The organism is Halobaculum saliterrae, assembly GCF_009831625.1.
GTDB lineage: Archaea > Halobacteriota > Halobacteria > Halobacteriales > Haloferacaceae > Halobaculum > Halobaculum saliterrae.
The window spans coordinates 47,656-59,821 of record NZ_WUUS01000008.1 but is presented as its reverse complement, the minus strand read 5'-3'; the positions used below and the strand labels follow the sequence as shown (position 1 = coordinate 59,821).

Here is a 12,166-nt window from a genome sequence, read left to right as displayed (position 1 = left end):
CGTCTCCGCCGCCGATCTCGGTGTCGCCGGCCGTGGTCGGGCCGACGCCGTCCTCGTCCTCGGCCCGCCCGTCGCTGTCGTCGGTCATGGTGGGCGTTGCCGGTCCGACGGCTTAGGCGACACGCTCGGCGTCCGTGACGGAGACGGCGGCGATCGACCGATCCGACGCAGCGAAGTCGTTCGGTGGTATTCGGCCGGCTGGTCGATCCGACAACCGATCGAGGGCGGGACGGTAGCGGCCGTAATTGCCGACAGACTTATCCGTGTTAACACCTACCAAATCATATAGTCTCGGTCCGACCACGGGACGGAGGCAACGACCCCCACCGACCGCCCCCACGACGAGTTCTGTTGGAGACGCTGTCCACGCCGGATCCCCGTGCGGTCGAGTGGCACGAGCGGACACGGCGGTCCGGCGGCGCCCGGACCGGTGTCAGCCGGCGGTGCGGGCGTCGGCGTCGACACCGGGTGCCAGCAGGCGGGACCGTCGCGGTCGTCCCCGCGCACGTGGCCCCACACATGAGTGAACAGACCGACAACGCGAACGATCGGACGCCGGGGGAGGCATCGAGAACGCACACGCTCGAGGAGCTCAGCCGGGAGTACAAGCGGTCGGTTCCCGCGGACCTCCGGGAGGCGAAGCCCTTCGAGTGGTATCTCCGGGAGGTCACAGCCGACCCCCGGATCGCACGCAACGCCCACCAGCGCGTCGCCGACATGTTCGACCACTACGGCACGCGCTACGACGAGGACGCGGGCGTCGTGGAGTACCTGCTCGCCTCGGAGGACCCGATCCACGACGGCGAGAACACCTTCTACGGCCGGGAGGTCCACGAGTCGATCCACGAGTTCGTCAACAAGGTGAAGTCCGGAGCGCGCGGGCTCGGACCGGAGAAGCGGATCAAGCTGCTGTTGGGTCCGGTCGGCTCGGGGAAGAGCCACTTCGACTGGCTCGTCCGACGCTACTTCGAGGACTACACCCGCCGCGACGAGGGGCGGATGTACACGTTCAGGTGGACCGACCTCTGTTCGGTGATCGAGGACCAGGACCCCGCCGACGACACCGTCCGCTCGGCGATGAACCAGGACCCGCTCGTGTTGCTCCCGCAGGAGCAACGCGACGGGGTGATCGAGGAGCTGAACGGGGCGCTCGACGCGCCGTACACGATCCGCAACGAGCAGAGCCTCGACCCCGCGTCGGGCTTCTACATGGACGAGCTGCTCGCGCACTACGAGGACGACCTGCAGGCGGTGTTGGAGAACCACGTCGAGGTGATCCGGCTCGTTGCCGACGAGAACCAGCGCCGGTCCATCGAGACGTTCGAGCCCAAGGACAAGAAGAACCAGGACGAGACGGAGCTCACCGGCGACGTCAACTACTCGAAGCTCGCGGTGTACGGTGAGAACGACCCGCGGGCGTTCGACTACGCGGGGGCGTTCTGCAACGCCAACCGCGGCATCTTCTCCGGCGAGGAGCTGTTGAAGCTCCAGCGGGAGTTCCTCTACGACTTCCTGCACGCCAGCCAGGAGCAGACGATCAAGCCGCGCAACAACCCGCGGATCGACATCGACCAGGTGATCGTCGGCCGGACGAACATGCCCGAGTACCGGGACAAGAAGGGCGACGAGAAGATGGAGGCGTTCAACGACCGCACCAAGCGGATCGACTACCCGTACGTCCTCGAGTACACCGAGGAGGCGGAGATCTACCGGAAGATGCTCCGCAACGCCGACGTGCCCGACATCCACATCGAGCCGCACGCGATGGAGATGGCCGGCCTCTTCGGCGTGCTCACCCGCGTCGAGGAGCCGACCGACGAGTCCGTCTCGCTGGTCCAGAAGGCGAAGGCGTACAACGGCGAGATCGACGAGACCGACGAGATCGACGAGCGCAAGCTCAGGGAGAACGGCGACCGCGCGGCCGACATCGCCGAGGGGATGGAGGGCGTCTCCGCCCGGTTCATCGGCGACGAGATCGCCGAGGCGATCATGGACTCCCGGCACAGGGACCGGGGGTACCTCTCGCCGCTTGCGGTGTTCAAACACTTCGAGCACAACCTCGAGAACCACGGGTCGATCCCCGAGGAGAAGCTCGACACGTACCACCGCTACCTCGAACTCGTGCGCGAGGAGTACAAGGAGCGCGCCATCGAGGACGTGCGCCACGCGCTGGCGTACGACGTCGACGAGATCCGTCGGCAGGGCGAGAAGTACATGGACCACGTGATGGCGTACATCGACGACACGACCGTCGAGGACGACCTCACCGGCCGCGAGCAGGAGCCCGACGAGACGTTCCTCCGCTCCGTCGAGGAGAAGCTGGAGATCCCCGGCGACCGGAAGGACGACTTCAGACAGGAGGTCGCGAACTGGGTCAGTCGCCGCGCCCGCGAGGGGTCGAGCTTCGACCCGCAGGAGAACGACCGGCTCCGGCGCGCCCTGGAGCGGAAGCTGTGGGAGGACAAGAAGCACAACATCAACTTCTCCGCGCTGGTGTCGGCCGGGGAGCTCGACGACGACGAGCGCGCCGCGTGGGTCGACGCCCTGACCGAACAGGGCTACTCCGCCGAGGGCGCCCGCGAGGTGCTGGAGTTCGCCGGCGCGGAGGTCGCCAAGAGCGAGCTCGAGGACTGAGATGACCGAGATGACCGAGTCGACGGACTACCTCGCGCGGGCCGACGAGGCGCTCGAGGGCGCCTACGAGCCGCCGCGCTCGCTCGCGGAGTTCGTCGATCTGGCGTTCGAGCGACCCGGGGTAGCCAGCCACGCGGCCAGATACCTCCTCTCGGCGGTCGAGTCGATGGGCACCCGCACCGTCGTCGAGGAGGGCGTCGAGCGCGAGCGCTACCGCTTCTTCGACGACCCCGAAAACGACGGCGAGCACGCCGTCCTCGGCAACACCGGCGTGCTCAACGCGTTCGTCGACGACCTCCGCACCGTCGCCGCCGGACGAGGGAAGGAGGAGAAGATCCACTGGTTCGACGGGCCGACGGCGACGGGCAAGTCGGAGCTGAAGCGGTGCCTGATCAACGGGTTGCGCGCGTACTCGAAGACCGAGGAGGGGCGCCGATACACCGTCGAGTGGAACATCGCCGCCCGCGACGAGGATCGGAGCCTCAGCTACGCCGCCGGCGACGACGCCGAGGACGACTGGTACGAGTCGCCGGTGCAGGCGAACCCGCTGTCGGTGTTTCCGCCGGCGGTCCGCGCCGATCTCGTGGACGCGCTCAACGGCGCCCACGACGACCACATCCCGATCCGTGCCGACTCCGAACTCGACCCGTTCAGCCGGGAGGCGTTCGAGATCCTCGAGGAGCGCTACCGGCGGGCCGGCCGCCCCGACCTGTTCTCGGCGGTGACCGACCGCCGACACCTCCGCGTGAAGAACTACGTCGTCGACGTGGGCAGGGGTGTGGGCGTCCTCCACGCGGAGGACGACGGCTCCCCGAAGGAGCGGCTGGTCGGCTCGTGGATGCCGGGGATGCTCCGCGAGCTCAACGCCCGCGGGCGCAAGGACCCGCGCGCGTTCAGCTACGACGGCGTGCTCTCGCAGGGCAACGGCCTGCTCACGGTCGTCGAGGACGCCAGCCAGCACGCCGACCTGCTGCGGAAGCTGTTGAACGTGCCCGACGAGAAGCGGGTGAAGCTCGACAAGGGCATCGGGATGGATCTGGATACGCAGTTGGTCGTCATCTCGAACCCGGACCTGGACGCCGAGCTGGAGCAGTTCGCCGACCGCAACGACCGCGACCCGCTGAAGGCGCTCAAGCGCCGGCTCGACCGGCACGAGTTCCGCTATCTCACGAGCGTCAGTCTGGAGACGGAGCTGATCCACCGCGAGCTGACCGACGAGACGGCGGTCTGGGACGCCGAGATCGACGCGGCCGACCCGGAGGCCGCCCACGAGCGGCTCCGCGAGCGGATGGCCGAGCCGCTGACCGTCCGGCTGCGCGACGACCGCGGTCGCGTCCGCGAGCGCGAACTCGCGCCCCACGCGCTGGAGGCGGCCGCGATGTACGCCGTCGTCACCCGACTGGACGCCGAGGACCTGCCCGCGTCGATCGGCCTGATCGACAAGGCGTTGCTGTTCGACCGTGGGTTCGTCCGCGACGGCGACGAGCGCGTCGACGCCGACGAGTACGAGTTCGACGGGGAGGACGGCGCCCACGGGGTCCCCGTCACGTACACGCGGGACACGATCGCCGACCTGCTCCACGGCGAGACGGGCCGCGCCCACCCGGACCTCCCGGTCGAGGACGTGCTCACGCCCGAGGACGTCCTCCACGCGATGGCCGAGGACCTGTCGACGGCGCCCGTGTTCTCGCGCGCGGAGATCGCCGAGTACGAGGGCCGGCTGGCGACGGTGAAGGAGCACGCGTTCGAACTGCAGGAGGCGGACGTGCTCGACGCCGTGCTCTCCGACAAGGGCGTCGCCGAGGAGACGGTCGCCGAGTACGTCGAGCACGTGTTCGCGTGGGACGCCGGCGAGCAGGTGGACACCGACCGCGGCGCCGTCGACCCGGACCCGCTCCTGTTGAAGGTGTTCGAGACCGAGCACCTCGGCCGGTTCGACGAGGACGACTACGCGGGCAACGAGCCGAGCGAGGCCGTCGAGGCGTTCCGCCGGGACACGGTGATCACCGCGCTGAACCGCTACGCCTGGGAGAACCGCGACGACGAGTTCGCCGTCGAGGACGTGGACCTCTCGACGGTCCCGGTGATCCGTGCGGTGTTGGAGGCCCACTCGTGGGAGGACGTCCGCCGCATCCACGACGACCTCGACCCCGCCCAGTGGGACGACCCGCCCGCGAACACGGAGACCGCCCGGATCAAGGAGGCCACGATCGACCACATGACGACCGAACAGGGCTACAGCGAGGCGTCGGCCGAGCTCGCCAGCAGACACGTGATGCGCGAGGTGAAGGGCCGATGGGACTGAGGGAGGACCTCGAGCGGTTCCGGGAGATCGGCGAACAGCGTCGCCCGGACCTCGCGGAGTTCATCCGCGAGGGCGACCTCTCCGGCTCCTCGCGGGACGCCGTTCGGATCCCGGTGAAGCTGGTCGACCTCCCGTCGTTCGAGTACGACCAGCGCGACATGGGCGGCGTCGGACAGGGCGGGGACGGCACGCCCCAGCCGGGCCAGCCCGTCGACGTGCCCGGCGACCCCGGCGACGCGGACGGCGACGGCGACGAGGAGGGCGAGCCGGGCGAGGACGGCGGCGAGCACGGCTACTACGAGATGGACCCCGAGGAGTTCGCCCGGGAGCTCGACGAGGAGCTCGGGCTCGATCTGGAGCCGAAGGGCAAACGCGTCGTCGAGGAGGTGGAGGGCGACTTCACCGAGCTGACGCGGGCGGGACCCAACTCGACGCTCGACTTCGAGCAGCTGTTCAAGCGCGGCCTCAAGCGGAAGCTCGCCACCGACTTCGACGAGGGGTACGTCCGGGAGGCGTGCCGGGTCGCCGGCGCCGACGCGCGCGCCGTCTTCGAGTTCTGTCGCGAGGAGAACGTGCTGGTCTCGCTGGCGTGGATCCGCGAGGCGATCGCGGACCTGGAGGACGAGGGCGTCGACCTCGACGAGTACGCGGACTTCGACGACTTCGTCGCGCGCGTCGAGCGCGACCCGGTCGACGAACGCATCCGCCGCGAGGGGCTCCAGCAGGTGCCGTTCCGCCGCGAGGACGAGCGCTACCGACAGCCGGAGGTGATCGAGAGGAAGCAGAAGAACGTCGTCGTCGTCAACATCCGCGACGTGAGCGGGTCGATGCGCGAGACGAAGCGCGAGCTCGTCGAGCGCACCTTCACGCCGCTGGACTGGTATCTCACCGGCAAGTACGACGAGGCGGAGTTCCGCTACGTCGCCCACGACGCCGACGCGTGGGAGGTCGAGCGCGGGGAGTTCTTCGGGATCCGCTCGGGCGGCGGGACGCGCATCTCCAGCGCGTACGAGCTGGCCGCGGAGATCCTCGAGGAGTACCCCTTCAGCGAGTGGAACCGCTACGTGTTCGCCGCCGGCGACTCCGAGAACTCCAGCGACGACACCGTCGAGAACGTCGTGCCGCTGATGCGCGACATCCCGGCGAACCTCCACGCGTACGTGGAGACCCAGCCCGGCGGCAACACGATCAACGCGACCCACGCCGAGGAGATCGAGCGAGAGCTGGCCGACCGCGACAACGTCGTCGTCGCACGCGTGGCCGGCCCCGAGGACGTGACCGACGCGATCCGCACGATCCTCTCGACCGAGGGCGGGGAGGACACCTGACATGATCCACGACGAACGAGTCGCGACCCGACGCGTCGCCGCGGAACTGGCGGAGCCGGCCGAGCGCGCCAGGGAACTGGCCGAGAAGCTCGGGCTCCGCCCGTACCCGGTGAACTACTGGGTCGTGACCCACGACGAGATGAACGAGCTCATCGCCTACGACGGGTTCCAGACGCGGTACCCGCACTGGCGGTGGGGGATGAAGTACGACCGCCAGCGCAAGCAGGACACCTTCGGCATGGGGAAGGCGTTCGAGATCGTCAACAACGACAACCCCTGCCACGCGTTCCTGCAGGAGTCGAACACCATCGCCGACCAGAAGGCGGTCATCACGCACGTCGAGGCGCACGCCGACTTCTTCCGCAACAACGAGTGGTTCGGCCGGTTCGCGGGCGAGCGCGAGGACCCCGACGCCGCGGCCATGCTGGAGCGACACGCCGAGACCGTCGCGGACCACATGTCCGACCCGGAGATCGACCGCGAGGAGGTCGAGCGCCTCATCGACGCCGTGTTGTGCGTCGAGGACACGATCGACCAACATCGCGCGCTCGCTGCCGAGCGCGGGGGCGACGAGGAGCTGGACGAGGAGCTGACCGACATCGAGGAGCGCCTCGACCGTCTGGGCCTCTCCGCTGAGGTCCGCGATCAGGTGTTCGACGCCGACTGGGTCGACGACCAGCGCGACCGCGAGCGACTGCCGGAGCCGCGGCCGGACGTGCTCGCGTACCTTCGCGAGCACGGCAAGCGGTTCGACGACGAGGAGGGCAAGGCCGTCGAGCGCGAGCCGTGGGCCGACGAGGTGATCGAGCTCCTCCGTCGGGAGGCGTACTACTTCGCGCCCCAGCGGATGACGAAGGTCATGAACGAGGGATGGGCCGCGTACTGGGAGTCGCTGATGATGGGCGACGAGCGCTTCGCCGGCGACGACGAGTTCCTCACCTACGCCGACCACATGGCGCGGGTGCTGGGGTCGCCGGGGCTCAATCCATACAAGCTCGGCTTCGAGATCTGGCAGTACGTCGAGAACGACGCCAACCGCCGCGAGGTGGTGGACAAACTGCTCCGCGTCGAGGGCGTGACGTGGCGCACCTTCCACGACGTGATCGACTTCGACGAGGTGGCCGACCTGTTGGAGCCCGACCCGGCGATCGCGGGCGTCACAGCCGACACGTTGGACGACCTCGACCCCGACGACCCCCGCGTCGACGCCGACGCGCTCGCGCGGGCTAGGGAGGGCGACCTTGACGTCGACGCGTACCCGTGGGCCGTGCTGACCCACGAGGGGCTGTGCGAGCGGCACTTCTCGCTGGCGAAGCCCGCGAACAGGGGGTTCCTGCGCCGGATCGGCCGATCGGAACTGGAGCGGGTCGCCCGGTACATGTTCGACGACGAGGTGTACCCGGACGTGGAGTCGGCGCTCTCGGACGTGGACTACGGCGCCGGCTGGACGCGGATGCGCGAGGTGCGCGAGAGCCACAACGACGTGACCTTCGTCGACGAGTTCCTCACCGAGGAGTTCGTCGTCGAGGGCAACTACTTCACCTACGAGTACTCCGAGGCGGCCGAGGGGTATCGCGTCGCCAGCGTCGACCCGGACGACGTGAAACGGAAGCTCCTCCTCCGGTTCACCAACTTCGGGAACCCGACGATCGCGGTGTACGACGGCAACTACGACAACCGTGGCGAGCTCCTGTTGGGCCACCGCTACAACGGCGTCGCGCTCGACCTCGGGCAGGCGAAGGGAACGCTCGAACGCGTGTTCGAGCTGTGGGGGCGACCGGTGAACCTCGCGACGATCGTCACCGAGTACGACGACCACGAGGTGGAGGTCGCCCGTCGCCGCGGGAGCGAACCCCACGGCGAGGAGGTGCCGATCCGACTCCGCTACGACGGCGAGGCGGTCGAACGCCACGCGCTGGAGCCCGAACTCGCCGAGCAGATCGCGGCCGACGAGGTCGACTACGACACCACGCCCGAGGACTGGCTGGCCTGAGGTGTCGCCCGGGCGGTCCAGCCGCTCGTCGGTCACTCCCCGTCGGTTGTCGGTCACGGCCCACCGTTCGTCGGTCACGGCCCCCGCTCGTGAGCACTACTGGCCGTCGCGGCGGACGGGTTCAAGTTCGTCGCGGCCGTGATCGATCCGATGGCAGCTGACACCGCCGTCGTCTGGTTCCGCCGCGACCTCCGCGTCCACGACAACGAGGCGCTGTTGGAGGCCGCCGACGCCGAGGAGGTGGTCCCGGTGTACGCGTTCGACCCGCGCGAGTACGGCGAACGCGAGTTCGGCGGCGACGACTCCTTCCGCTTCGAGAAGACGGGCCCACACCGCGCCCGCTTCCGTCGCGAGTCGGTCGCCGACCTCCGCGAGCGGCTCCGAGAGCGGGACTCGGACCTCGTCGTCCGCCACGACACGCCCGAACGGGTCGTCCCGGCGGTCGCGAAGGTCCTCGACGCCGACGAGGTACACTTCGGGACGCTGCCGATCCCCGAGGAGATGGGCGTCGAGAACACGGTCCGCAAACGGCTCCGCGGGCTGAACGTGACGCCCCGGCGCCACTGGACGCACACGCTGTATCACCTCAACGACCTGCCGGTCGAGTACACCGAGATCTCCGACACCTACACGAGCTTCCGGAAGACCGTCGAGAACCGCGCGAGCGTTCGCGAGCCCCTCCCCGAACCGGACCTGCCGGCGGCACCCGTCGGAGCGATCGGCGCCGGATCGATCCCCACGCCGGAGGATCTGGGGGTCGAGGAGGTCGAGCACGACGACCGCGCCGTGCTCCGGTTCGAGGGCGGGGAGTCGGCCGGGATCGAGCGGCTAGATCGCTATCTGTTCGCGGAGGACCGCCTCCGCGAGTACAAGGAGACCCGAAACGGACTGCTCGGGCAGGGGTTCTCCTCGAAGCTGTCGCCGTGGCTCAACGAGGGCTGCCTATCGCCGCGGCGGGTGCGCCGCGAGGTGAAGCGGTACGAGCGCGAGCGCGTCGCCAACGACTCCACGTACTGGCTGCTGTTCGAGCTGATCTGGCGTGACTTCTTCCAGTTCCAGTTCGCCAAACACGGCGGCGACTTCTTCCGCCGCGGCGGCATCCGCGGCCGCGACGACGTTCACTGGCGCGAGGACGACGAGGGGTTCCGCCGGTGGGCGGACGGCGAGACCGGAGTCCCCTTCGTCGACGCGGCGATGCGCGAGCTGAACGCGACCGGGTACCAGAGCAACCGTGCCCGGCAGAACGCGGCGTCGTTCCTCGCGAACAACCTCCGGATCGACTGGCGCCGCGGGGCCGCCTACTTCGAGACCCAGTTGGTCGACTACGACCCGGCGTCCAACTACGGCAACTGGGCGTACATCGCCGGCGTCGGCAACGACAGCAGGGACCGCTACTTCAACATCCTCAAGCAGGCGAGGAAGTACGACGGCGACGGAGAGTACGTGAAACACTGGATCCCGGAGCTGTCGGATGTCCCGCCCGGGACGGTCCACGAGCCGTGGACGATGAGCGAGCAACGGCAGGCGGAGCACGGCGTCCAGTTGGGGATCGACTACCCCGAGCCGATGATCGATCTGGAGGAGAGTTACCGCAAGCTCCGGTAGCCCCCCGTCCGAGCGTCGCTCGTGTGGCCCGGAACCTGCGGACATCCGTCGAGTTGGAATCCGCGTGGCGCTTTTCCGACACGCCGTCGAACCGATCGCATGGCGAACTCGGAGCCCCGAAACGGCCTTCGCGCACGGATCGAGGACGGCGGCGTCGCGCTGGGCGTGCTCGACTCGACGTACGACCCCTCGATGGTCGAGCTGTACGGGGAGCTCGGGCTGGACTTCGTGTGGCTCGACATGGAACACGGCGGACCCGACCCGTGGGACGGCCCGACCGTCGAACACCTCCTGCGGGCGGCCGAGCGAACCGGGATCGAGCCGCTCGTGCGCCTCCCGGACAGCGAACCGACGCTCGTTCGGAAGGCGCTGGACCTCGGCGTCCGATCGCTGTTCCTCCCGCGAGTGGAGACGGCCGCGGAGGTGGAGACCGCCGTCAGGTCCGCCCGATTCCGCTACGACGGCGAGCCGGGGGACCGCGGCCTCGCCGCGCCGCGGGCGCGCCGCTGGGGGCTCAAGGAGGAGTACGTCGAGGCGGAGGACCGCGAGACGCTCGTCGGCACCACCGTCGAGACGGTCGAGGCGGTCGAGAACATCGAGTCGATCCTCGACGTCCCGGATCTGGGATTCGTGTTCATCGGCCCCCTCGACCTCTCGGTGGGGCTCGGCCACCCCGGGGAGCTCGATCACCCGGAGGTCCGGGAGGCCGTCGACCGCGTCCGCACCGCGGCGCTGGATGCGGACGTGCCGGTGGGCGGGCTCGGGTTCGGCATGGACGACGTGAACGAGAAGGTCGACGACGGCTATCAGATCCTCAATCTCGGAAGCACCGCCGGAGCGATCCAGTCAGTGGTGGGCGATTGGCTCGACGCGTACGACGGCGAGCGCCCCTGACGCGACGACGGGCGACGGTCGACGACACTCTCGCTCCGAGGGCGGCGTCGCACGACACGTGACGATGCGCGAGAAGTGCTCGGTCAGGGATTTGAACCACACGAACGGCTCGCTCCGCTCGCCGCTCTCTACTTCGAATCCCGACGCTGCGCGTGGTTCTCTCCACTTCGTTTCAAGAACCATGCTCGGTCAGGGATTTGAACCCTGGTCGTCGGCTCGAAAGGCCAACATGATTGGCCGGACTACACCAACCGAGCGCGATAATGGCTACCCGGCGCGGTATGTTAATCCCATCGGATCCGAACCGAACCCGCCGGGCCGCCGGGTGAACGGCCGCTCGCCGGACCGCCCGCGACGGCTCAGGTCCAGTCGTCGAGGCCGGTCTGCGTGAGCGCCTCCTCGATCCGCTCGAAGCCGCGTTCCACCTCCTGTGGGTCGACCTCCCACTCGTCCACGACGTACGCGCGGGCGGCGTCGACGTCCGGAGTGATCGTCGTGTCGAACGCGTAGTCGTCGGTCACCGGCGGCGAGTGGAAGAACTCGCGGACCCGTTCGGCGTTGGCGATGTCGGCGTCGCGCGCATCGAGCACCGCGAACAGGTCGCCGTGCTCCTTCACCGCCCTCAGGGCGGTCTTCGGACCGATCCCGCGCACGCCCTCGTTGAAGTCCGTGCCACACAGCATCGCCACGTCCACGAGCTGTTCCTGGGTGATGTCGTGGTCCGCGAGGGTCTTCTCGAGGTCCATCACCTCCGGGTCGCCCTTCGAGGTGAGCTGTCGGAGCGTCCGGGGCCCGCCGAACAGCATCGTGTCGTAGTCCTCGCTCCCCGAGAAGTCGGCGTCGCCGACGCGGTTCATGTACGCGCACTGCGCCTCGCCCTCCGCGGGCGCCTCGACGACTGGCACGTCGAGCAGGCGCAGCACCTCGCGGGAGGTCTCGTGGATCGTGTCGGTGAGCCGCTGCGTGCGCGCCTCCAGCCGTGCCGCCTCGACGGAATCGCCGCGTTCCTCGGCCTCCTTCCGTCGCTCCTCGGCGTCCTCCCGCGCCGCGCGCCGCTTCGCCACCTCGTCGTCCTTCAGGTCGGTGACGCCGCCGTCGAACACGAACACCGGGGTGAGGTCGTTATCGAGGAACTTCGGGAGCCCCTGCACGATCCCGATGAGGTTCGCGACCTCCTCGCCGTCCTCCGTGGTGTAGCGGTGATCGCCGGTGAACTTCACCGTCGTCGTGAGGTACCGGTACAGCCAGTTGTGCGCGTCCACCGCGACCACCCCGGAGAGGTCCCCGAAGGCGACGTCCTCGATGTGCGCGATGTCACGCAGGTCCGCGTTTCCCATCGTCGGTCCCACGGCCCGCCGCCGTTTGAACCCCCCGAGTCGACGCGGCCGCCGCTCCCCGGCCCACAGC

General features: G+C 69.0%; 7 protein-coding genes and 1 tRNA gene. 6 read left to right on the top strand and 2 right to left on the bottom strand.

Annotated elements, in window-relative coordinates; translation table 11 throughout:
• Positions 1-519: 519 nt before the first annotated feature.
• From GRX01_RS13045 to GRX01_RS13020, 6 genes are all read left to right on the top strand, one after another.
• The gene (locus GRX01_RS13045) at positions 520-2,634 is read left to right on the top strand and encodes a PrkA family serine protein kinase (protein ID WP_159668201.1); all 2,115 of its coding nucleotides are present in this window, start codon (positions 520-522) and stop codon (positions 2,632-2,634) included.
• Positions 2,635-2,644: 10 nt separating this feature from the next.
• Complete coding sequence (locus tag GRX01_RS13040; RefSeq protein ID WP_159668607.1) at positions 2,645-4,939, top strand: PrkA family serine protein kinase; 2,295 nt, start codon at positions 2,645-2,647, stop codon at positions 4,937-4,939.
• Positions 4,930-6,267 carry a DUF444 family protein gene (locus GRX01_RS13035; RefSeq protein ID WP_159668197.1) on the top strand — a complete coding sequence of 446 codons (1,338 nt, stop codon included), beginning with the start codon at positions 4,930-4,932 and terminating at the stop codon, positions 6,265-6,267. Before GRX01_RS13040 ends, GRX01_RS13035 begins: the two co-directional genes overlap by 10 nt.
• 1 nt (position 6,268) lies before the next feature.
• Positions 6,269-8,260, top strand: a complete 1,992-nt coding sequence (locus tag GRX01_RS13030) for a SpoVR family protein (protein ID WP_159668194.1) — start codon at positions 6,269-6,271, stop codon at positions 8,258-8,260.
• Between the two features lie 150 nt (positions 8,261-8,410).
• A complete protein-coding gene (locus GRX01_RS13025; protein WP_159668191.1) occupies positions 8,411-9,865 on the top strand; it encodes a DASH family cryptochrome in 1,455 nt (484 codons plus the stop codon).
• Between the two features lie 99 nt (positions 9,866-9,964).
• On the top strand, positions 9,965-10,759 hold the full coding sequence (locus GRX01_RS13020) for an HpcH/HpaI aldolase family protein (RefSeq protein ID WP_159668188.1): 795 nt from the start codon (positions 9,965-9,967) through the stop codon (positions 10,757-10,759).
• Positions 10,760-10,941: 182 nt separating this feature from the next.
• On the opposite strand, the gene GRX01_RS13015 is transcribed toward GRX01_RS13020, so the two are convergent.
• Both GRX01_RS13015 and fen read right to left on the bottom strand, forming a co-directional pair.
• Positions 10,942-11,016: transfer RNA gene (locus GRX01_RS13015), tRNA-Glu, on the bottom strand.
• A gap of 102 nt (positions 11,017-11,118) precedes the next feature.
• The gene (fen, locus tag GRX01_RS13010; protein ID WP_159668185.1) at positions 11,119-12,096 is read right to left on the bottom strand and encodes a flap endonuclease-1; all 978 of its coding nucleotides are present in this window, start codon (positions 12,094-12,096) and stop codon (positions 11,119-11,121) included.
• Positions 12,097-12,166 lie beyond the last annotated feature (70 nt).